Raw genomic sequence first — 21,951 nt, forward strand, 5'->3', positions numbered from 1 at the left:
CCTGCTTGAGGGGTCGGCGATCCGGGCCGTAGATATCTGTCGCCTTTTAACCCTTATTCTGCGTGAATACCGCGAATTCGGCCGTACGCGGCCCGAGCGGTTTCTGCCGGTTGAGTACCTTTGAAGACATTTGACCATTTGACCGTTGTCGGTCTGCGCGAGTGGGTGGCGCTCCCTGATCTGGGAGTCGCCGGCCTGCGGGCGAAAATCGACACCGGCGCAAGCACCTCCAGCCTGCATGCCACCGACATCGAGCCATTCGAACGCGACGGCCAGAAGTGGGTGCGTTTCACGGCGCACCTGGGCACGGTGGTGCAGTTGCGTCACCGGCGCTGCGAAGCACCGCTGGTGACGCGCAAAACCATCAAAAGCTCCAACGGCCAGGCGCAGGTGCGCTATGTGATCAGCACCACCCTGGCCCTCGGTGATCGGGTCTGGGCAGTCGAGTTCACCCTCGCCTGCCGCAAGTCCATGCGCTATCGCCTGTTGCTCGGTTCCAAAGCCCTGATCGATGGCCAACTGGTGGTCAATCCGGGCATCAAATATGTACAAGACAAGCCGGTGTTCCCGGTATCTACCTCCTCCACAGGTGTTGCATGAAGATCGCTGTGCTGTCGCGGAATCCGCGTCTGTATTCCACCCGTCGTCTGGTCGAGGCCGGCACCGAGCGCGGGCATGAAATGGTGGTGATCGACACCCTGCGCGCCTACATGAACATCGCCAGCCACAAGCCGCAGATCCACTATCGCGGCAAGCCGCTGGAAGGGTTCGATGCGGTAATCCCGCGGATCGGTGCGTCGGTGACGTTCTACGGTTGCGCCGTGTTGCGCCAGTTCGAAATGATGGGGGTGTTTCCGCTCAACGAATCGGTGGCCATCGCCCGCTCGCGGGACAAATTGCGTTCGCTGCAACTGCTGTCGCGTCGTGGCATCGGCCTGCCGGTCACCGGTTTCGCCCACTCGCCGGATGACATTCCCGACCTGATCGACATGGTCAACGGCGCGCCGCTGGTAATCAAGGTGCTGGAAGGCACCCAGGGCATCGGCGTGGTGCTGTGCGAAACCGCTACGGCTGCCGAATCGGTGATCGAGGCGTTCATGGGCCTGAAGCAGAACATCATGGTCCAGGAATACATCAAGGAAGCCGGCGGTGCCGACATCCGCTGCTTCGTGGTCGGCGACAAGGTGATCGCAGCGATGAAGCGTCAGGCCAAGCCTGGGGAATTCCGCTCCAACCTGCACCGAGGCGGCAGCGCCAGCCTGATCAAGATCACCCCGGAAGAACGCATGACCGCGTTGCGCGCGGCCAAGGTCATGGGGCTGGCCGTGGCGGGTGTGGATATCCTGCGCTCGAACCACGGGCCGCTGGTGATGGAGGTGAACTCGTCGCCGGGCCTGGAAGGGATCGAGACCACCACCGGCAAGAACGTGGCGGGGATCATCATCGAACACCTTGAGAAGAATGGCGGGCCGAACATGACCCGGACCAAAGGCAAAGGCTAAAGCGAGGAGCAAGAGCCCTCACCCTCTCCCAAAGGGAGAGGGGACTGATTGGGGGATGCTTAAAAGATACGCCGACCTGATCCTGCTGTGCCGAATCCGCAATCGCCCCAGTCTTTCAGGTCGATGTATGACGCCAGACACCTCGGTCAGCTCCCTCTCCCTCTGGGAGAGGGCTGGGGTGAGGGTTTTATGGTTTAAACGGCATCCCGAGGCAACATCAACCCCAGCGGTAACCTGACTCGCGCTTCCAGTCCGCCCCCGGAGCGGTTGCGCAACTCGACATTGCCGCCATGCATCGAAGCAATCCGCTTCACGATCGCCAACCCCAGCCCGGTACCTTTCCCGCCCCGGGCACGGTCGCCACGGGTGAACGGGTTGAAGATCGCCTCAAGCTCCGACGGATCGATCCCCGCCCCCCGGTCCATCACGCTCAACACCACGTACGGTGCGCTGGTATCACCGGACACATAAGCCGCGACCTCGACGCCACTGCCGGCATGGTTCAGGGCGTTGCCGATCAGGTTGTTCAGCAGGCGTTTCATCGACACTCGACGCAGCGGAAACGGCTGGATCGGCTCCAGGCGCAAGCGCACCTTCTCTTCGCTCTGGTTGTACGGCGCGGCCACCTCACGCACCAGATCGCTCAGGTCCACTTCCTCCACCGACTCGTCACGACCGTCGCGAATGAACGCGAGGAACTGATCGAGAATCGCGTCCATGTCTTCGATGTCGCGCACCATGTCATCGGTCAGATCGTTGCGATCACCCATCAGCTCCAGCGACAGACGCAAGCGGGTCAGCGGCGTGCGCAAATCATGGGAGACCCCCGCCAGCATCAGCTCACGCTCACGGCCGGCCTGCTCGACGTCTTCGGCCATCTGGTTGAAGGCGCGATACACCTCGGTCATCTCGCTGGGCGTATCGCTGATCGGCAGGCGCACGCTGCGACCCTGACCGAGTTGCCGCGCGGCATATACCAGACGTTTCAACGGCTGGTTGAGCTGGCTGACGAAAATCCACGCCGAGGCGGTGGACAGCAAGCCGATGGCGAGGAACCAGCCGAGCACGTTCCAGATTTTCTGGCCGCGCAATGGATGCGGGTACAGCGGGACTTTCAGCCAACCATCGCCGAGGCTCGGCGCACGCACCCACAGCGCCGGCGGCGAGTGCATGCGCAAACGCACTTCGGTGTCGGCGCCCAGCTCCGCCTGCATCTGCCGCTGATAGATTTCACTGTACGGCCAGTGCTGTTCGCCCTCCGGTACACCGGCGCCGACTACCCGGATCAGGGTTGCGGCATCGGCAATCTTTGCGCGATTTTCTTCATCGGCCGCCCAATAGGCGCGCAGCGTCAGGGCGACGCCGTGGCTGTATTGGCGATCTACCAGCACGTCCTCGTTCATCAACAGATAAACCAGGGTCAGCGCCTTGGAAAACAGCACGACGATGAGCACCAGCCACAGGGTGCGGGAGAAAAAACTTTGGGGGAACCAGACGGGGGTTTTCATCGATAACCGTTACACACTTGCAGGAGCGAGCCATGCTCGCATATTGCGGATTGCGAGTCTGCGTAGAGGGTCGATCAACCCGATCGGCGCAGACCCGCTCCTACAAATCGCCGATCACTTGGTGGCGGCGCCATCCGGTACGAACACGTAGCCCACGCCCCAGACCGTCTGGATGTAGCGCGGCTTCGACGGATCCGGTTCGATCATCCGGCGCAGACGGGAAATCTGCACGTCGATGGAACGCTCCAGGGCATCCCACTCGCGGCCACGGGCCAGGTTCATCAGTTTGTCGCGGGTCAGCGGCTGACGCGCGTTCATTACCAGCGCCTTGAGTACCGCAAACTCACCGGTGGTGAGCATGTGCACTTCTTCGCCACGTTTCAGCTCGCGGGTCGCCAGCGACAGCACGTAATCACCGAAGGTGACGTTTTCGTCTTCGCTGCCCGGCGCGCCCGGCACCGGTGCGGCCTGACGACGCAGAACCGCTTTGACCCGCGCCATCAGCTCGTCCGGGTTGAACGGCTTGGCCAGATAGTCATCGGCGCCCAGTTCCAGGCCCTTGATGCGGCTCATCTCATCGCCCTTGGCGGTGAGCATGATGATCGGAATCTGATTGTTCGCCGCCCGCAGGCGACGGCATGCGGTGAGGCCGTCTTCGCCCGGCAGCATCAGGTCGAGGACGACCAGATTGAACACTTCACGCGACAGCAGACGGTCCATTTGCTCGGTGTTCGGTACGGCACGGGCGCGGTAGCCCTTGCTGACGAAAAAGCGTTCCAGCAGGCTGCTCAGCCCCGGATCGTCGTCAACAATAAGAATTTTTTCGCCTTCAGCATTGTTTGCAGTGCTGCTCATTGGATGCTCCTTTTAGCTCGGCGCGCATTATGGCGTAGCTGCCGTTATACGCACCGTGTGCATTGTTAGCAGATTTTTCCTTCACTGCCAGAAAACCGGGGTTTCTACCTACAGACTGCTACACCCCCGAATGACAGAACGCTGGTTATAATGCGCGGCGTTTTGTGCCAGGCAACGTCTGAATCGTTACCGCAGGTGGCCGCGATATTTTCCGGGCCTGCGCAGTAATTATTCGATTTCACGGGTCAATGGGGTGCCTTTTGACCCAGGCAGCGGCAATTTTCTAGCCGCTCAACCAGACTCCGGGCCTTTATTTCCGTGCCTGCGAGCCTGCTTTCACAATATGTCAGGTGGTTTTATGGACAGCATCAACAGCCGCATCGCCGAGGAACTCGGCGTACGCCCGCAACAGGTCGAAGCGGCCGTCGCGCTACTCGATGAAGGCTCTACCGTTCCCTTCATCGCCCGTTACCGGAAAGAAGTCACCGGCAGCCTTGATGACACCCAGTTGCGTCATCTGGAAGAGCGTCTGCGCTACCTGCGAGAACTCGACGAACGGCGTATCAGTATCCTCGCCAGTATCCAGGAGCAGGGCAAACTCACCCCTGCCCTAGAGCGCGATATCAAGCTCGCCGACACCAAGACCCGCCTCGAAGACTTGTACCTGCCGTACAAGCAGAAGCGCCGCACCAAGGGCCAGATTGCCCTGGAAGCCGGCCTCGGCGAGCTGGCCGATGGCCTGTTCAACGACCCGAGCCTGACGCCAGAAACCGAAGCCGCACGCTTCGTCGACGCCGAGAAAGGCGTAGCCGACGTGAAAGCTGCGCTGGAAGGCGCCAAGTACATCCTGATGGAGCGTTTCGCCGAAGACGCCAGCCTGCTGGAAAAGCTGCGCAACTTCCTCAAGCAGGAAGCGACCATCAGCGCCCGCGTGATCGCCGGCAAGGAAGAAGAAGGCGCGAAGTTCCGCGATTACTTTGAACACGACGAGCCGCTGAAAAGCATGCCGTCGCACCGCGCACTCGCGATTTTCCGTGGCCGCAACGAAGGCATCCTCAGCTCCGCGCTGAAAGTCGGCGACGAGCTGCCGGGCACCATGCACCCGTGCGAAGGCATGATCGGCCAGCAATTCGGCATCCAGAATCAGAACCGCCCGGCCGACAAATGGCTCGGTGAAGTGGTGCGCTGGACCTGGAAGGTCAAGCTCTACACCCACCTGGAAACCGACCTGCTCGGCGAGCTGCGCGACGGTGCCGAAACCGAGGCGATCAACGTCTTCGCCCACAACCTGCACGACCTGCTGCTGGCCGCGCCGGCCGGCCCGCGCGCCACCCTGGGCCTCGACCCGGGCCTGCGTACCGGCTGCAAGGTCGCGGTGGTCGACTCCACCGGCAAATTGCTCGATCACGCCACGGTTTACCCGCACGTGCCGCACAACAAATGGGATCAGACCATCGCGATTCTGGCCGCCCTGTGCGCCAAGCACTCGGTTGACCTGATCGCCATCGGCAACGGCACCGCCAGCCGCGAAACCGACAAACTGGCGATCGAGCTGATCAAAAAATACCCAGCAATGAAGATGACCAAGGTCATGGTCTCCGAGGCCGGTGCATCGGTGTACTCGGCGTCGGAACTGGCTGCCAAGGAATTCCCGGATCTGGACGTGTCGATCCGTGGCGCGGTGTCCATCGCCCGTCGTCTGCAGGATCCACTGGCCGAACTGGTGAAGATCGATCCGAAATCCATCGGTGTCGGCCAGTACCAGCACGACGTGTCGCAGCTGAAACTGGCGCGTGGTCTGGATGCGGTGGTCGAGGACTGCGTAAACGCCGTCGGCGTCGATGTAAACACCGCCTCGGTGGCCTTGCTGGCGCGAATTTCCGGCCTCAACGCGACCCTGGCGCAGAACATCGTCGCTCACCGTGACGAGCACGGCGCGTTCAAGACCCGTGCAGCGCTGAAGAAAGTTGCGCGTCTGGGCGAGAAAACCTTCGAACAGGCCGCAGGCTTCCTGCGCGTGATGAACGGCGACAACCCGCTCGATTCCTCGGCTGTTCACCCGGAAGCCTATCCACTGGTACAGCGCATCGCCGCTGAAACCGACCGCGACATTCGCTCGCTGATCGGCGACGCCGCGTTCCTCAAGCGTCTGGACCCGAAGAAGTTCACCGACGAGACCTTCGGTCTGCCCACCGTCACCGACATCCTGCAAGAACTGGAAAAACCCGGTCGCGACCCGCGTCCGGAGTTCAAGACCGCCGAGTTCCAGGAAGGCGTCGAAGACCTGAAAGACCTGCAACTGGGGATGATCCTCGAAGGCGTCGTCACCAACGTGACCGCGTTCGGCGCGTTCGTCGACATCGGCGTGCATCAGGACGGCCTGGTGCACATCTCGGCGTTGTCGGAGAAGTTCATCAAGGACCCACGCGAAGCGGTGAAGGCCGGTGACGTGGTGAAAGTGAAGGTCATGGAAGTCGACATCCCGCGCAAGCGCGTCGGCCTGTCGATGCGCATGAGCGACACCCCGGGCGAGAAAATCGACGGTGCCCGTGGTTCGCGTCCGGGCTCGGCACCGCGCCAGTCGTCGAACAGCGCGCCACGCAAGGAAACGGCCACAGCCGCACCGGTGAACAACGCCATGGCTTCGCTGTTCGCCAACGCCAAGCAGTTGAAGAAACGCTGATGGAAGTTCCGGCCGGGCTCGTCGAGAGCGCGTTTTTCAAGCTGTTGGGCTGCCGCCTGCACAGCCTGGAAACCGGGGTGGCGCAAGTCGTCCTGGTGCTGGAACCACAACTGCGCAATCGCGGCGGCAAGTTGCACGGTGGCGCGCTGTTCAGTCTGGTCGATATCGCCATGGGGCTGGCCTGTTCCAGCACCCACGGCTTCGATCAGCAGAGCGCGACCATCGAGTGCAAGATCAACTACATCCGCGCCGTATCCGACGGTGAGGTGCTGTGCACGGCGCGGGTCATCCACCCGGGCCGCCGCACGCTGGTGGTCGAGGCCGACGTGATGCAGGGCGACAAACTGGTCGCAAAAGCGCAAGGCACGTTCGCTGTCCTGTAGATGTTGTTCATCATTTTGAGTTAATTTCGGCGCTGTGATCGCAGCGTCGAGCTTTTCTGTGAGAGCGGGCTTGCTCGCGAAGGGGGCGTGTCAGTGTGCATGGCAGTGACTGATACACCGCATTCGCGAGCAAGCCCGCTCCCACAGGGACCGCATAATCTTCGCGTGCATCTGCCAGATTCAGGGATTGAAGTCGGCGGTTCGAAAGGGGCTTCGTGAGCCCAAAAAACCAGGCGAAAACGCCAGTTTCAACTTCACCCTTGTAGACCGTCCTGCCCACCCCCATATTGGGGCGACTGACGCGTGAAGGAATCCAAATTGAGCGAACTTCTCAACCGCCGCCTGGCTCTGCTCGGCGAGCGCGCCAACCTCTCTCTGCTCGAACAGTGCCTCCACGGTATCGAACGTGAATGCCTGCGCGTGACCAGTGAAGGTCGTCTGGCGCAAACGCCGCACCCGGAAGCCTTGGGTTCCGCGCTGACCAATGAACAGATCACCACCGACTATTCCGAGTCGCTGCTGGAATTCATCACCCCCGCCCTGCCCGATCCGGCCGATACGCTGGCGAGCCTGGACAAGATTCATCGCTTTGCCTACAGCAAGCTCGGCAACGAGTACCTGTGGAGTCCATCGATGCCGTGCCCGTTGCCGGCCGAGGAAGACATCCCGATCGCCTATTACGGCACTTCCAACATCGGTCAGCTCAAGTACGTCTACCGCAAGGGCCTGGCCCTGCGTTACGGCAAGACCATGCAGTGCATCGCCGGGATTCACTACAACTTTTCCCTGCCGGAAAAGCTCTGGCCGTTGCTGCGCGAGGCCGAGGGCTTCGTCGGCACCGACCGCGACTTCCAGTCATCGTCGTACATCGCGCTGATCCGCAACTTCCGCCGCTACAGCTGGCTGCTGATGTACCTGTTCGGGGCTTCGCCGGCGCTGGATGCCGGTTTCCTCCGTGGGCGCTCGCATCAACTGGAACAGCTCGATCCGGATACTTTGTATCTGCCGTACGCCACCAGCCTGCGCATGAGCGACCTTGGTTACCAAAGCAACGCCCAGGCCGGCCTGACGCCTTGCTACAACGATCTGGCGAGCTATACCGACAGCCTGCGCAAGGCCGTGGCCACGCCGTACGCGCCGTACGTTGAGGTCGGCACGCACAAGGATGGCGAGTGGGTACAGCTCAACACCAACATCCTGCAGATCGAAAACGAGTACTACTCCAACATCCGTCCGAAACGCGTGACCTACACCGGCGAACGGCCGATCCAGGCCCTGATGGCCCGTGGCATTCAGTACGTCGAAGTGCGCTGCCTGGACATCAACCCGTTCCTGCCGATGGGCATCGACGTCACCGAATCGCGCTTCCTCGACGCGTTCCTGCTGTATTGCGCGCTGAACGACAGTCCGCTGCTGACCAACACTTCGTGCGGCAATGCCACTTCGAACTTCCTCAGCGTGGTCAAGGAAGGTCGCCGTCCGGGCCTGCAATTGCAGCGCGACGGCGAAGCGGTCGAGCTGAAGGTCTGGGCAGCCGAGCTGCTGGAAAAAATCGCACCGCTGGCGGCATTGCTCGATCAGAGCCATGGCGGCGACGCACACAGCAAGGCGCTGGACGCGCAACTGGCCAAGGTCAAGGATTCGTCCCTGACCCCGTCGGCCCAAGTGCTGGCGGCCATGGCCGAGCACAAGGAAAGCTTCGCGCAATTCTCCCTGCGCCAGAGTCAGGCGCATGCCGAGTTCTTCCGCAGCGAGCCATTGGCGGCGGATGAACAGGCGAAGTTTGAAGAGCTGGCGCGCTCGTCGCTGGCGCAACAGGCGGAGCTGGAGCAGAACGAGGTTGGCGATTTCGATGTGTTTGTCGGGTCGTATCAGGCGAGCATTCTGGCGATCAGTAATTAAAAGCCCCTCACCCTAACCCTCTCCCGGAGGGAGAGGGGACTGATTCAGGTGCTCTTGAGATTGACGCCGACCTGAAATATCCAGCCGAACTCAGGCCTTGAAAAGCATAAAGATCGGCTCCCTTTCCCCCTCGCCCCCTTGGGGGAGAGGGTTGGGGTGAGGGGGTAAAGACCAAACGTCTGACACAAGATCCGAAGTATCCACAATCCCTCACGCCTTAGATTTTTCCGCTCATAAGCTAAGTCTAAAAAGTTATTTATTTTTAGATTCTTAGATCATTTAGTCTCCTTTCACGCCGATCGTCGGTCGCCTGATTTGGAGCACTCCCCCCATGAAACTGAATTTCCCGCTTCGCCTGCTGGCCGTGGCCTCGTTGGCTGCTGCGAGCTTTCTGGCGCAGGCTGCCGACCTTACCGTCGCCTACCAGACCACCGTCGACCCGGCGAAAGTCGCCCAGGCCGATGGCGCCTACGAAAAAGCCACCAAGGCCAACATCAGCTGGCGCAAGTTCGACAACGGCGCCGACATCATCGCCGCCATCGCGTCCGGTGACGTGCAGATCGGCTACCTCGGTTCCAGCCCGCTGACCGCTGCGATCACCCGCAAGGTTCCGGTGGAAACCTTCCTCATCGCCACCCAGATCGGCGCCGCTGAAGCACTGGTCGCTCGCGACGGTTCCGGGATCAAGACCCCGCAGGATCTGGTCGGCAAGAAAATCGCCGTGCCGTTCGTGTCCACCGGTCACTACAGCCTGCTCGCCGCGCTGAAGCACTGGAACATCGATCCGTCGAAAGTCACCGTGCTCAACCTCGCCCCGCCAGCGATCATCGCCGCGTGGAAACGCGGTGATATCGACGCCACTTACGTGTGGGATCCGGCGCTCGGTGTGGCCAAGGAAAACGGTAAAGTGCTGATCACTTCCGGCGAACTGGCCAAGTTCGGCGCGCCGACCTTCGATGCGTGGATCGTGCGCAAGGACTTCGCCGAGAAACACCCGGAAATCGTCACCGCATTCGCCAAGGTCACCCTCGACGCCTACGCCGATTACCGCAAGGATCCACAAGCCTGGCTCGCCGACCAGTCACACGTCGACAAGCTGGTGAAGCTCTCCGGTGCCAAGGCCAGCGACATTCCATTGCTGCTGCAAGGCAACGTCTACCCGCTGGCGGCTGATCAGGTGATCACACTCGGCGCGCCGACCACCAAAGCCATCACCGACACCGCCGCGTTCCTCAAGGAGCAAGGCAAGGTCGAAGCCGTACTGCCGGACTACGCGCCGTACGTCAGCGCCAAATACATCACCAATTGATCGGGAGTGGACTGCGATGGCCTTGCTACAGCTGGAGCGCATCAGCGCACAGTATCCCGGCAGCCCGGAACCGGTGCTGGCGGACATTTCCCTGACCCTCGGGCCTCAGCAATTGCTGGTCGCCCTCGGCCCGTCCGGCAGTGGCAAGACTTCGCTGTTGAACCTGATTGCCGGCTTCGTCGAACCCAGCGCCGGGCGCATCACCCTCGACGGCGTGCCGGTCAAAGGCCCGAGCGCCGAACGTGGCGTGGTGTTCCAGGATGACGCGCTATTGCCTTGGCAGGATGTGTTGGCCAACGTCGCGTTCGGTCTGGAACTGGCGGGTGTCGCCAAAGACAAACGTGAAAAGATCGCCCGGGAAATGCTCGCGCTGGTCGACCTCACAGGTTTTGAACACCGCCGAATCTGGCAACTCTCCGGAGGCCAGAAACAGCGCGTCGGCCTGGCCCGCGCCCTCGCCGCCGACCCGCGCGTGCTGCTGATGGACGAACCTTTCGGCGCCCTCGACGCATTCACCCGCGAGCAGATGCAGGAGCTATTGCTGCAAGTCTGGCAGCGCACTGCCAAACCGGTGTTCCTGATTACCCACGACATCGAAGAAGCGGTATTCCTCGCCACTGACCTGATTCTGCTGGCGCCGAATCCGGGGCAGATCGTCGAGCGTCTGCATCTGGATTTCGGTCAACGCTACGCTGCCGGTGAGTCGGCACGGGCGATCAAATCCGACCCGCGTTTTATCGAAACCCGCGAGCACGTGCTGAGCAAAGTGTTCTCGCAACGCAGCGCCGTTCAACGGCAGGAGCGCGCATGAGCAGTTACGACGTTTCCGCCCCGGCAGTGAAAACCCCATCGGTGGCGATTCCGCAGCGCCGCAGCCTCAGTACGCGGTGGATCAGCCTGCTGACCCTGTTCGCCTTGCTGGTGATCTGGTGGGCCGTCACGGCCACCGGCCTGATCGAACCGCTGTTCCTGCCGCCACCGTCCGCCGTGCTGCAAAAAGGCTGGTTGCTGGCGACCACCGGTTACATGGATTCAACTCTGTGGCAGCACCTGGGCGCGAGCCTGAGCCGCATCGGTCTGGGCCTCGGTTTCGCGATTTTGACCGCGGTGCCGGTGGGCATCGCCATCGGCGCCAACCGTATTGCCCGTGGTGTGCTTGATCCGCTGATTGAGTTCTACCGGCCGATTCCGCCATTGGCTTATCTGCCGCTGATCGTGATCTGGTGTGGCATCGGCGAGTTGTCGAAAGTGCTGCTGATCTACCTGGCGATTTTTGCGCCGATCGCCATCGCGACCGCGACCGGCGTGCGTACCGTTGACCCGGCTAAATTGCGTGCCGCGCAGTCGCTCGGTGCCACTCGCGCGCAACTGATTCGTCATGTGATTTTGCCCAGCGCGTTACCGGATATTCTCACTGGTGTGCGCATTGGTCTGGGCGTCGGCTGGTCGACCCTGGTCGCCGCCGAACTGATCGCCGCCACCAGCGGTTTGGGGTTCATGGTGCAGTCGGCCGCGCAATTTCTGGTCACCGATGTGGTGGTGCTGGGGATTCTGGTGATCGCCCTGATCGCCTTCGCCATGGAAATGGGCCTGCGTGCCCTGCAGCGCAAACTGGTGCCGTGGCACGGCCAGGCGCATTGAATACTTGCCATCCAAAACCTGTGGGAGCGGGCTTGCTCGCGAATGCGGTGTATCAGTCACAGAAATGTCTTCTGACACACCGCATTCGTCGGAACGCCGCCCGGAGCAAGCCCGCTCCCACCAAAAGCTCAAAACCCGAATTCCAGAGACCCACCATGAGCAGCCTGACCATCACCCCATTAAGCTCGGCCCTCGGCGCGCAGATCAGCGGCGTCGACGTCAGCCAGCCGTTGAACCTGGAACAGCGCAATGCCATCGAGCAGGCGTTGCTCAAGTATCAGGTGCTGTTCTTCCGCAACCAGCCGATCGAGCCTTCGCAACAGGCACGTTTCGCCGCGTACTTCGGCGACCTGCACATCCATCCGATTTACCCGAACGTGCCGGAGCAGCCCGAAGTGCTGATCCTCGACACCGCGGTCACCGATGTCCGTGACAACGCGATCTGGCACACCGACGTGACCTTCCTGCCAACGCCGGCGATGGGCGCAGTGCTCAGCGCCAAACTGCTGCCAGAGTTCGGCGGCGATACATTGTGGGCCAGCGGGATTGCCGCGTATGAAGCACTGTCGGCACCGATGAAAACCTTGCTCGAAGGGTTGACTGCAACTCACGATTTCACTCGCTCGTTTCCGCTGGAACGCTACGGCAACACGCCGGAAGCGCTGGCACAGTGGGAAGAGGCACGACGCAAGAACCCACCGTTGTCACACCCGGTGATCCGCACTCACCCAGTGAGCGGACGCCGTTCGTTGTTCGTCAACGAAGGCTTCACCTCGAAGATCAACGAGCTGTCGGACACCGAGAGCGAGGCGATTCTGAAGTTCCTGTTCGCCCACGCGACCCGGCCGGAGTTCACCATTCGCTGGCGCTGGCAGCAGGACGACATTGCGTTTTGGGACAACCGCGTGACCCAACATTACGCGGTGGATGATTACCGTCCGGCACGACGGGTGATGCAGCGGGCTACGGTGTTGGGGGATGTGCCGTTTTTTCGCTGAGCGTTGAAGCCCAGAGCAGAATCAAAAGCCCCTCACCCTAACCCTCTCCCGGAGGGAGAGGGGACTGATTGGGGGATGCATCAGAATTACGCCAACCTGATCAATCTGTGCTGAATCCATAATCGACCCGGTTTCTCAGGTCGACTTACGACGCAAGACACCTCGGTCGGCTCCCTCTCCCTCCGGGAGAGGGCTGGGGTGAGGGTGACTCACTCCGCCGTCGAAGGCTTCTCCCAAAGATTGATCCCGCCCTCCTGGGCAAACCGGTCGATCTCCGCCAGTTCCTCAGCACTGAAACTCAGATTCTTCAACGCCCCGACGTTCTCGATGATCTGCTCCGGCCGGCTCGCGCCGATCAGCGCCGAGGTCACCCGTGGATCACGCAGGGTCCAGGCCAGTGCCAGTTGCGCCAGGCTCTGGCCGCGACGTTTGGCGATCTCGTTCAGTGCGCGCACATGCGCGATGTTGGCCTCGGACAAGTGCGAAGCCTGCAGCGAACCGCCACCCGGGCGATTGACCCGCGCATCCGCCGGCACGCCGTTGAGGTACTTGTCGGTCAACAGACCCTGCGCCAGCGGGGTGAAGGCGATGACGCCAGTACCGAGCTCGTCGGTGGTGTCGAGCAGGTCTTTTTCCACCCAGCGATTGAGCAGGTTGTACGCCGGCTGATGAATCAGCAGCGGTACTTTCCATTCCTTGAGCAGCGCAGCGATCTCGCGGGTTTTTACCCCGGAGTACGACGAGATGCCGATGTACAGCGCCTTGCCCTGTTGCACGGCGGTGGCGAGGGCGCTGGCGGTTTCTTCCAGCGGAGTGTCCGGGTCGAAGCGGTGCGAATAGAAGATATCCACGTAGTCCAGACCGAGGCGCTGCAGGCTCTGGTCGAGGCTGGCCAGCACGTATTTGCGCGAGCCGCCGCCCTGACCGTACGGGCCGGGCCACATGTCCCAACCGGCCTTGCTCGAAATGATCAGCTCATCGCGGTACTGCTTGAAGTCTTCGCGCAGCAGGCGACCGAAATTGATCTCGGCGCTGCCGTACGGCGGGCCGTAATTGTTGGCCAGGTCGAAGTGGTTGATGCCCAGGTCGAACGCGGTGCGCAGCAGGGCGCGCTGGGTGTCGATCGGCGTGCTGTCGCCGAAGTTGTGCCACAGGCCCAGCGACAGCGCCGGCAGCACCAGACCGCTGCGGCCGACGCGGCGGTAAGGAATGGAGTCGTAGCGGTTTTCGGCAGCGGTGTAAGTCATCGAATCCTCTCTTGTTTGATTAACAGCAAATTGAGGGTGAATTTCAACTTTGTGGTGAGGGGATTTATCCCCGATGGACGGCGTAGCCGTCCCAAAAAAAATCGCGAATTTGAATGCAGATTTAGGGGTGGCTTTCGCCACCCATCGGGGATAAATCCCCTCACCACAGGGTGTTTACACAAATCTGTTTTGCGGTCGGGCCAGGCCCAGGTTTTCGCGCAAGGTCCGGCCCTCATACTCGGTTCTGAACAGCCCGCGCCGCTGCAGTTCCGGAACCACGCCATGGGCGAAGTCTTCGAGCCCGCCCGGCAAGTGCGGTACCAGCACATTGAAGCCATCCGCCGCGCCCTGTTCGAACCACTCCTGCAAGCGGTCGGCGATCTGCGCCGGCGTGCCCACCAGGCTGTAATGCCCGCGCCCACCGGCAATCCTGCGGCCCAATTCGGCGAGGGTCAGATGCTCCCGCCCTGCCAGTTCAGTCAGCAATTTCTGCCGGCTCTGCTGCCCGCTGTCGGTCAGCGGCAACGCCGGCAGCGGTCCGTCCAGCGGGAACTTCGACAAGTCGAAGTTGCCCAGCATACGCCCAAGCAACGCCACGCCAACCTCCGGTTCGACCAATTGCTGAAACGTTTCACATTTTTCCTGCGCTTCGGCTTCTGTCTGCCCGACGACGACAAACACCCCCGGCATGATTTTCAGCGAATCGGCGCTGCGCCCGTACTTGGCCAAGCGGCCCTTGAGGTCGGCGTAGAACGCCTGCGCGCCGGCCAGCGAAGTCTGCGCGGTGAACACCACCTCAGCGGTCTGTGCCGCCAGTTCACGCCCGGTTTCGGACGAGCCAGCCTGCACGATCACCGGTTGTCCCTGCGGCGAACGTGCGACGTTCAGCGGCCCCTTGACCCGGAAGTGCTCGCCGACGTGATCCAGCACATGCAGCTTCGCAGGGTCGTAATACGCGCCACTGGCCTTGTCGCGGACAAAGGCATCGTCCTCCCAACTGTCCCACAGCCCGGTGACCACCTGATGAAACTCGCGGGCGCGGCTGTAGCGTTCGGCGTGGCCGATGTGCTCGTCGCGACCGAAATTCAGCGCCTCGGCGGCGTTGTCCGAGGTCACCAGATTCCACCCGGCGCGGCCACCCGACAGATGATCGAGCGAAGCGAATTTACGCGCCACGTGGTACGGCTCGTTGTAGCTGGTGGTCGCCGTGGCGATCAGGCCGATGTGCTCGGTCACCGCGCTCAGGGCCGAGAGCAAGGTCAGCGGTTCGAAGTGATCCGAGCGCGCCATGCGGCTGGCGATATCCTGGGTCGGCGCGGCCACACTGTCGGCGACGAACAGCGTGTCGAACTTCGCCGCCTCGGCAATCTGCGCCAGACGCTTGTAGTGGGCGAAATCCAGCCCGGCATTCGCCGGTACCTGCGGGTGACGCCAAGCGGCGACGTGGTGCCCGGTGGCCATGAGAAAGGCGCCGAGTTTCAGCTGTCTGCTCATCTCAGAAATCCTTGCGCAATTGCACGCCGAAGTAGCGCTCGTCATCCCGTGGCACGGCGCGGTAGATGTAGCTGCCGCCGCTGGCCAGCAACGGTGAGTAGGACTTGTCGGCGAGGTTCTTGCCCAGCAGTGCCACGCGCCAGCCGTTGCTGTAATCGGCGAGCGCGACGCTGGCGTTCCAGATGCCGTAGGCACCCTGTTTGGTGTCGGCGTTCTGGCTAATGTCGTACTGCACCTCGCTCTGCCAGCTATAGTCGGTGCCGAGCTCGATATCTAGACCGTTTTCCAGCGGAATCGTGTAGTCGGCACGCACGTAGCTTTTCCAGTCCGGGCTGAACGGCAGTGGCTTGCCATTGACGTTGCACGACGCCGCCGCGCCCGCCGGGCAGCTGAATTGGTCGATGCGCGCGCGGGTGTAGGCCAGCGCCCCGGAGAACTTCAGTTGCTGGGTCGCCTGCAAGGCGTAATCGAGTTCGACGCCTTCGGTGCTGACGCTGCCGGCGTTGATCAGGCGCGTTACCACTTGCCCGGCAACGGTGTCGAAAAAGTTCGCCTGATAGTTGTCGTAGTCGCTGTGGAACACCGCGAGGTTGGTGGTCAGCCGGTTGTTCCAGCTGGTGGCCTTGATCCCCGCCTCCCAAGTATTCGAGGTCTCCGGCTTCAGCGCTTCGGTGTCACGCGGCTGCATGTTGAAGAACACGTTGTACGCCGGGCCTTTGTAGCCGCGCGAATAGGTCAGATACGCAGTGACCGCATCGCTGAGGTCGTACTGCACGCCGAGCCGGCCGGACCAGCCGTCCTCGTCCACCGAACCGGAACTGCTGGTGGCCGGCTGGATGCCGCTGACCGTGGTCGCAGACGTGGAGACGCGGCGGTGATCGTATTCAAGATCATCGTGGGTGTAGCGCAAGCCGGCGATGCCACGCAAGTCCGAGGTGAAGTTCAGCGTGGCTTCGCCGAACGCGGCGTAGCTGTCGCTGGTGGTGCTGTAATCGGCGACGCCACGGTCGGTGCGTGTGGTGGTGGTCAAGGTGCGCTGATAGGTCTCGTCATCCTTGCCGTGCATGTAGAACAGGCCGCCAACGTATTCAAGGAACTCACCTTTCGGCGAGGCCAGGCGCAGCTCCTGCGAGTACTGATCGAAGGCCAGCTCGCCCTTGTCGGCGGTGCCGGGGAACGCTGCGCTGATCGTGCTCAGCCGATCGCCGTCCTGATATTGGGTGTTGTCCCAGCCGCGCCACGCAGTGATCGAGGTCAGTGTGTAATCGCCCAGTTGCCAGTCGAGCTGGCCGGACAGGCCCTTGTTGGTGTCCTCGACATGGCTGCGGGTATCGGTGTTGATGTCGCGGTTGTGGTTGCTCGCATAGACCGGGCTCAGCGCGTTGGCGAAGGCCGGGGTCAGCGACTTGCTGACCACGCCGTTGGGACCGTCGTCGTGGGACTGCATGTAGTCGGCGATCAGGGTGAAGGTCACGTCGTCATTCGGGGTGAATTCGAGCTTGCCGCGCACCCCGCGATGGTTGTAGCCGTTGACCTCCTGGCCGTTGTATTTGTTGTCGACATTGCCGTCGTAGCTGCTGACCAGAGTGCTGATCGAGCCCTTTAACGTGTCCGGAATCAGGCTGCCGCCAATGCCGAAGCGGGTGCGGCTTTCGTTACCGCTGTAGTACGACTGGTCGATGTAACCGTGGGTCTCGTTGGTCGGCGCCTTGCTGGTGATGTTGAGCACACCGGCCGAGGCATTCTTGCCGAACAGCGTGCCCTGCGGGCCGCGCAGTACTTCGACGCGCTCCAGATCCAGCAGGTCCAGGGTCGATTGACCGGGGCGGGCATAGACCACGCCGTCGATCACCGTGGCCACCGTTGGCTCGACGCCGGGCGAGGTGGAAATCGTGCCGACGCCACGCACGAACAACGAGGTGTCCTTGTTCGACGCACCGGTACGGAAATTCAGCGACGGCACTTGCTGGACGATGCTCGCTACGCCGTTGCGGTTGTCGCGTTCCAGTTGTTCGCCGTCGATCACCGAGACCGCCACCGGCACCTTCTGCAGCGACTCTTCGCGGCGGGTAGCGGTGACTGTGACGGACTTGAGGGTCGGCTCTTGTTCGCTGCTGTCGGCGGCGAAAGCATTGGGCAGCGGCAACACCGACAGCCCGGTGAAAATCCAGCCAGCGGCGCGAATCGACTGCGCCAGTTTGTGTGTCGCCCCAGGAATGTTGTGCATGTTTGCCCGCTCGAAATTGGCCCTGAATCGCTGCCGTTCTGTGACGACAGCGCCTGAATCGGTGTCTTGGGCATTCGCTCGAGCGAGTAGCAGACAATGCGCCTTGTTAGCGCTAACATCGCCAGTATTGGCAAGCTCGGCATAGAGCGTCCAATACTGAAAAATTACTTTTATATGCGTTTTGGTTTTTAAGAAGGATCGAGCCTTGAGCCAGGAAAAAACCCGCAAACGCCGTGGCGCCGGACGCGTGACCCTGAATGCGGTGGCGCGCGAAGCGGGAGTTTCGGCAATCACCGTGTCGCGCTATTTCAATCAGCCGGAAACCGTCTCGCCGGAACGTCGCGAGCGCATTGCAGCGGTAGTGGCCGAGCTGGGTTACGTGCCGAATCTGGTGGCCGGCGGCCTGGCCTCGGCGCGAGGGAAAATCGTCGGCATGGTGATTCCGAACATCTCCGGGCCGATCTTTGCCAACACCATTCAGGGTTTCAGCGACACCCTCAGCCGCCACGGTTATCAATTGCTGCTGGCGTCGAGTTACTTCAGTACCGAACAGGAAGAAAACGCCGTGCGCGCGTTTCTCGGCTGGTCGCCGGCAGCGTTGGTGCTGACCAGCCATTTCCACAGTGCGGGCACGGAAAAGCTGATCGCCGAGGCGGAGATTCCGGTGATCGAAACCTGGGATTACCAGCCGGATCGCGAGCCGATGCAGATCGGCTTTTCGCACTATGAAGTCGGCGTGACCGCTGCGCGTTATCTGCATGACAAAGGCTATCGCCGCATCGCCTTCGTGCAGAACAGCGCCCCTGGTGACCTCAGTGCCCTCGAACGTCGCGACGGTTACGCCGCCACCGTGCGCGAGTTCGGACTGCAGCCGCGGGTGTTCGCCCCGGACGCCGACCGCGCGCCGTTCGAAGCCGGCAAGCAAGCAATGGAAGCCCTGATGAACGCCGCTCCGCGCCCCGACGCGATCATCTTCGCCAACGACAACCTCGCCGCCGGCGGCCTGCTCGCCGGGCAACGCGCAGGCATCAAGATCCCCGAAGACTGCGCCGTGCTCGGCTTCGGCAATTACCCGTTCGCCGAAATGCTGTTGCCCAGCCTGAGCACGATCAAACCACCGGCACTGGAGATCGGCGTGCTGGCGGCAACGCGGGTATTGGAAAGCCTTGGGGTGTTACCGAGTGATGAGGTGCAGCGCCTGAATCTATTGCAGTGCAATGTGATCGAGCGCGAGAGCACCTGACCAAAATGGCCTAGGCTGGATTGGCTATGCTCCAAGTAACACCGAGGTGGCCCCTTCGCGGGCAAGCCCGCTCCCACAGGATTTTGGTTGTACACAGAATCTGTGAATGACCGAGATCACTGTGGGAGCGGGCTTGCCCGCGAAAGCGTCCGATCAAGCACCACATAACCCGCAGACACGCCTATGCACACCGCCATCATCATCTTCTTCGGCCTGGTCCTGCTCGCCCTGATGCTCTACATCGGCGAGCGCGTTGGCTTCAGTCGGCAGACCCTGGCCTACAGCTTCGCCGCGCTGTGGCTGGCGTTGACGGTGATCAATGGTGCGGTGGGGGTGGTGCATGCCGGGCAGCCGCTGGGTTCGGAGATCGCGGTGGGCAGTGCGGTGTTCGGGGTGCCGATGGCGGCGATGGTGTTGTTCATGGTGCTGAGCGCCGAGTCGTGAGACGTCCCGGCGCTCAGTTGCCGATCAACGCACCAGATGCAGGAACTGCATGTGGCGTTCGTACTGGTCGAGGATGTCGTTGATGATCTGTTCCTTGGTGTAGCCGACCAGATCGTAGTCCTGACTGCCCTCGCTCAAGTGCACTTCAGCGCGGTAATAGCGGCGGTTGTTGAGCTGCTTGGAACCCATGCCACCCCGGGCGAACGACGGCGTGAAGTAGCCGCGCATCTGCACCTGGTAGATGAACGGATGCTGCTCACCGTGGCCGATTTCCAGGCTGATGTTGTCGTGCGCCGGATCCGGCTGAGTGACCACGTTCAGGCCCTTCTCGACGAACACCGCCGTCACTTCTTCGATCGCCGGGCGCACCGTGGTGTCCATGAAGCGGTACACCTCGTCGCGTGACGGGAAGTGCACCGCCTGACTCAGGCGCTGGCGCCAGCCGCCCGTGCCACGCCGCGAACCGGAGACCGGTGCCAGCGAATGCAACTGCGCGATCTGCTTCTGCGACTCCAGATAGAACGCCTTGTGCAGGCCCCACATCATCAGCAGCAAAATCATCGAGAACGGCAGCGAGGTCAGCACCACCGCCGATTTCAGCGCATCGATACTGCCGGAGAACAGCAGCGCACTGGTCACCAGCGCGGTCATCGCACCCCAGAACACTCGCAGCCATTTCGGCCCGTCTTCGTCCGGGTTGCCGCCCTTGGCCGACAGGGTCGAAAGCACCACTGTGCCGGAGTCGGCGGAAGTGACGAAGAACACGAAGCTGATGAACACCGTCACCGCGATGACAGTCTTGCTCCACGGGTAGGTTTCCAGCAGCAGGTAAAGGCTCATCGACGGATTGTCGAGGGCCGACATGCCCAGCGCCGACATGCCGTGGTTGAGCACCTGATCGATCGCACTGTTGCCGAAGATCGACATCCACGCCAGGGTGAAACCGAGCGGAATCAGCAGCACGCCGAAGACGAATTCGCGGATGGTGCGGCCACGGGAAATCCGCGCGATGAACAGGCCCACGAACGGCGACCATGCGATCCACCAGGCCCAGTAGAACACGGTCCAGCCGCCGAGCCAGTCGCTTGGCTTGTCGTAGGCGTAGAGGTCGAAACTCTTCATCGGCAAGGCGCCGAGGTAATCGCCGAGGTTCTGGATCAAGGTGTTGAGCAGGTGCTGGGTAGGTCCGGCGAACAACACGAACAGTAGCAGCGCACAGGCCAGCAGCATGTTGATGTCGGACATCACCCGCACACCCTTGTCCACACCCGACACGGCGACGATGATCGCCGCGCCCATCATCAGCGTGATCAGGCCGACCTGAATCCACTGGGTGTGTGCGATGCCGAACAGGTAGTCGAGACCGGAATTGAGGTGCAATACGCCGAAGCCCATGTCGGCGCCCAGACCGAACACCGTGGCGATGATGCCGAAGCCGTCCACCGCATAACCGATAGGGCCGTTGATGCGCTTGCCGATCAGCGGGTACAGCGCCGAACGCAAGGCCAGCGGCAGGTTATGCCGGTAGGCGAAATAGGCCAGCGCCATGCCGACGAAGGCGAACACGCCCCAGCCGTGCAGGCCCCAGTGCAGAAACAGAATCTGCATCGCCTGCCGCGCCGCATCGGCGGTGCCGGCCTCGCCTTGCGGCGGTTGGGCCAGGTGCGTCAGCGGCTCGGATACGCAAAAGAAAAACAGCGTGATGCTGATCCCGGCGGCAAACAGCATGCCGGCCCAGGACAGGTAACTGAACTCGGGTTCGTCGTGGTCGGCACCGAGTTTTATCTTGCCGTAGCCCGATAACGCGGTGACCACCACGAAGACCAGATACAGCGTCATCGCGAGCATGTAGTACCAGCCGACCGTGTTGGCCGCCCAGTTTTGCGCAGCCAGCAACCAGGCGCCGGCCTGCTCCGGCATGGCGATGACAACCAGACCAAACAGCAGAATCACCGTCGCGGCGAAGTAGAACACCGGCGGATTCATGCGCACCAGACCGCTGGCGGGGGTAGACGATGCACTCATGAAACGTGCACCTCGAGGGGTTGAAACGTGGCTGAAATGATCGGACTCAGCAAAGGCAAGCCTCCTGTTGTGAGCGGGCAGCGAACCACCGGTTTAACTTGAATGAACGTTCAAGTTAAACATGGATAGGGTGGTAAGGACTAATCGCAGGGCCAGGCGGTAGTTTTCCTACAATAGCCCAAGGAGGGGTATGACGCGGGTTTGAGGGGATTCGTTCAGTGGAAAAATCAAAGTCAAAAGCGCCCTCACCCTAACCCTCTCCCGGGGGGAGAGGGGACTGATTGGGGGATGCTTGAGAATTTCGCTGACCTGATCTTGCTGTACCGAATCCATAATCGACTGTTTTTTTCAGGTCGATGTATAGCGCCAGACACCTCCGTCGGCTCCCTCTCCCCCGGGGGGTGTATGTACCGGAGACATGGTGGACACATGTTCGGAGACATGGTGGACGGTTTTAGATCTTCTTACCTGCTGTGACAATCTGCAAGTT

The 21,951-nt window shown here is 61.7% G+C and carries 17 protein-coding genes; 11 read left to right on the top strand and 6 right to left on the bottom strand.

The genetic code is table 11. The features are described 5' to 3' along the window. Positions 1-138: 138 nt before the first annotated feature. Both J1G18_RS24420 and rimK read left to right on the top strand, forming a co-directional pair. Positions 139-600: an ATP-dependent zinc protease gene (locus tag J1G18_RS24420; RefSeq protein WP_177408985.1), complete on the top strand. Its 462-nt coding sequence runs from the start codon at positions 139-141 to the stop codon at positions 598-600. Continuing rightward, positions 597-1,502, top strand: coding sequence for a 30S ribosomal protein S6--L-glutamate ligase (gene rimK / locus J1G18_RS24425; RefSeq protein WP_007949201.1), 906 nt, complete (start codon positions 597-599; stop codon positions 1,500-1,502). The genes J1G18_RS24420 and rimK overlap by 4 nt, the downstream gene beginning before the upstream one ends. Before the next feature lie 194 nt (positions 1,503-1,696). Here the strand turns inward: rimK and J1G18_RS24430 are convergent, their stop codons facing one another. Next, entirely contained in the window at positions 1,697-3,010 is a 1,314-nt protein-coding gene (locus J1G18_RS24430) for an ATP-binding protein (RefSeq protein ID WP_027611205.1), read from the bottom strand. A 114-nt stretch (positions 3,011-3,124) separates the two neighbouring features. Then, entirely contained in the window at positions 3,125-3,865 is a 741-nt protein-coding gene (gene ompR, locus J1G18_RS24435) for a two-component system response regulator OmpR (protein ID WP_003220637.1), read from the bottom strand. 358 nt (positions 3,866-4,223) lie between these two features. Between ompR and J1G18_RS24440 the strand changes: the two genes are divergently transcribed. The 7 genes from J1G18_RS24440 to tauD all read left to right on the top strand — a co-directional run bounded on the left by J1G18_RS24440 (position 4,224) and on the right by tauD (position 12,781). Continuing rightward, positions 4,224-6,548 (top strand): Tex family protein, encoded by a 2,325-nt coding sequence (locus tag J1G18_RS24440; RefSeq protein WP_134785190.1) that lies wholly within the window; start codon positions 4,224-4,226, stop codon positions 6,546-6,548. After that, complete coding sequence (locus tag J1G18_RS24445; protein WP_134785189.1) at positions 6,548-6,931, top strand: PaaI family thioesterase; 384 nt, start codon at positions 6,548-6,550, stop codon at positions 6,929-6,931. The genes J1G18_RS24440 and J1G18_RS24445 overlap by 1 nt, the downstream gene beginning before the upstream one ends. A gap of 318 nt (positions 6,932-7,249) precedes the next feature. Further along, complete coding sequence (gene gshA, locus J1G18_RS24450; RefSeq protein ID WP_135294744.1) at positions 7,250-8,833, top strand: glutamate--cysteine ligase; 1,584 nt, start codon at positions 7,250-7,252, stop codon at positions 8,831-8,833. A gap of 331 nt (positions 8,834-9,164) precedes the next feature. Next, positions 9,165-10,142 (top strand): taurine ABC transporter substrate-binding protein, encoded by a 978-nt coding sequence (gene tauA / locus J1G18_RS24455; protein ID WP_139053604.1) that lies wholly within the window; start codon positions 9,165-9,167, stop codon positions 10,140-10,142. A 16-nt stretch (positions 10,143-10,158) separates the two neighbouring features. Further along, positions 10,159-10,953 (top strand): taurine ABC transporter ATP-binding subunit, encoded by a 795-nt coding sequence (tauB, locus tag J1G18_RS24460; protein WP_223008841.1) that lies wholly within the window; start codon positions 10,159-10,161, stop codon positions 10,951-10,953. Further along, on the top strand, positions 10,950-11,783 hold the full coding sequence (tauC, locus tag J1G18_RS24465; protein ID WP_139053606.1) for a taurine ABC transporter permease TauC: 834 nt from the start codon (positions 10,950-10,952) through the stop codon (positions 11,781-11,783). Before tauB ends, tauC begins: the two co-directional genes overlap by 4 nt. Positions 11,784-11,938: 155 nt before the next feature. Next, complete coding sequence (tauD, locus tag J1G18_RS24470) at positions 11,939-12,781, top strand: taurine dioxygenase (protein WP_223008843.1); 843 nt, start codon at positions 11,939-11,941, stop codon at positions 12,779-12,781. A 209-nt stretch (positions 12,782-12,990) separates the two neighbouring features. On the opposite strand, the gene mgrA is transcribed toward tauD, so the two are convergent. From mgrA to J1G18_RS24485, 3 genes are all read right to left on the bottom strand, one after another. Continuing rightward, entirely contained in the window at positions 12,991-14,028 is a 1,038-nt protein-coding gene (mgrA, locus tag J1G18_RS24475; RefSeq protein WP_007917913.1) for an L-glyceraldehyde 3-phosphate reductase, read from the bottom strand. A gap of 174 nt (positions 14,029-14,202) precedes the next feature. Continuing rightward, on the bottom strand, positions 14,203-15,522 hold the full coding sequence (locus J1G18_RS24480) for an LLM class flavin-dependent oxidoreductase (RefSeq protein ID WP_223008845.1): 1,320 nt from the start codon (positions 15,520-15,522) through the stop codon (positions 14,203-14,205). A gap of 1 nt (position 15,523) precedes the next feature. Further along, entirely contained in the window at positions 15,524-17,749 is a 2,226-nt protein-coding gene (locus tag J1G18_RS24485) for a TonB-dependent receptor (protein WP_223008847.1), read from the bottom strand. A 205-nt stretch (positions 17,750-17,954) separates the two neighbouring features. On the opposite strand from J1G18_RS24485, the gene J1G18_RS24490 reads away from it, so the two are divergent. Together J1G18_RS24490 and J1G18_RS24495 are read left to right on the top strand one after the other, a co-directional pair. After that, the gene (locus tag J1G18_RS24490; RefSeq protein ID WP_223008849.1) at positions 17,955-18,992 is read left to right on the top strand and encodes a LacI family DNA-binding transcriptional regulator; all 1,038 of its coding nucleotides are present in this window, start codon (positions 17,955-17,957) and stop codon (positions 18,990-18,992) included. A gap of 183 nt (positions 18,993-19,175) precedes the next feature. Further along, positions 19,176-19,436, top strand: a complete 261-nt coding sequence (locus J1G18_RS24495) for a hypothetical protein (protein ID WP_003220613.1) — start codon at positions 19,176-19,178, stop codon at positions 19,434-19,436. A 24-nt stretch (positions 19,437-19,460) separates the two neighbouring features. On the opposite strand, the gene betT is transcribed toward J1G18_RS24495, so the two are convergent. After that, a complete protein-coding gene (gene betT, locus J1G18_RS24500) occupies positions 19,461-21,422 on the bottom strand; it encodes a choline transporter BetT (RefSeq protein WP_167734187.1) in 1,962 nt (653 codons plus the stop codon). Positions 21,423-21,951 lie beyond the last annotated feature (529 nt).

Source organism: Pseudomonas sp. MIS38 (genome assembly GCF_019891575.1).
Taxonomy (GTDB): domain Bacteria; phylum Pseudomonadota; class Gammaproteobacteria; order Pseudomonadales; family Pseudomonadaceae; genus Aquipseudomonas; species Aquipseudomonas putida_A.

What these genes read in the sequence shown, in the direction of transcription:
- rimK (WP_007949201.1), top strand. Translation starts at nt 597, where the DNA reads ATGAAGATCGCTGTGCTGTCGCGGAATCCGCGTCTGTATTCCACCCGT.
- J1G18_RS24430 (WP_027611205.1), bottom strand. Translation starts at nt 3,010, where the DNA reads ATGAAAACCCCCGTCTGGTTCCCCCAAAGTTTTTTCTCCCGCACCCTG.
- ompR (WP_003220637.1), bottom strand. Translation starts at nt 3,865, where the DNA reads ATGAGCAGCACTGCAAACAATGCTGAAGGCGAAAAAATTCTTATTGTT.
- J1G18_RS24440 (WP_134785190.1), top strand. Translation starts at nt 4,224, where the DNA reads ATGGACAGCATCAACAGCCGCATCGCCGAGGAACTCGGCGTACGCCCG.
- J1G18_RS24445 (WP_134785189.1), top strand. Translation starts at nt 6,548, where the DNA reads ATGGAAGTTCCGGCCGGGCTCGTCGAGAGCGCGTTTTTCAAGCTGTTG.
- tauA (WP_139053604.1), top strand. Translation starts at nt 9,165, where the DNA reads ATGAAACTGAATTTCCCGCTTCGCCTGCTGGCCGTGGCCTCGTTGGCT.
- tauB (WP_223008841.1), top strand. Translation starts at nt 10,159, where the DNA reads ATGGCCTTGCTACAGCTGGAGCGCATCAGCGCACAGTATCCCGGCAGC.
- tauC (WP_139053606.1), top strand. Translation starts at nt 10,950, where the DNA reads ATGAGCAGTTACGACGTTTCCGCCCCGGCAGTGAAAACCCCATCGGTG.
- tauD (WP_223008843.1), top strand. Translation starts at nt 11,939, where the DNA reads ATGAGCAGCCTGACCATCACCCCATTAAGCTCGGCCCTCGGCGCGCAG.
- mgrA (WP_007917913.1), bottom strand. Translation starts at nt 14,028, where the DNA reads ATGACTTACACCGCTGCCGAAAACCGCTACGACTCCATTCCTTACCGC.
- J1G18_RS24480 (WP_223008845.1), bottom strand. Translation starts at nt 15,522, where the DNA reads ATGAGCAGACAGCTGAAACTCGGCGCCTTTCTCATGGCCACCGGGCAC.
- J1G18_RS24485 (WP_223008847.1), bottom strand. Translation starts at nt 17,749, where the DNA reads ATGCACAACATTCCTGGGGCGACACACAAACTGGCGCAGTCGATTCGC.
- J1G18_RS24495 (WP_003220613.1), top strand. Translation starts at nt 19,176, where the DNA reads ATGCACACCGCCATCATCATCTTCTTCGGCCTGGTCCTGCTCGCCCTG.
- betT (WP_167734187.1), bottom strand. Translation starts at nt 21,422, where the DNA reads ATGAATCCGCCGGTGTTCTACTTCGCCGCGACGGTGATTCTGCTGTTT.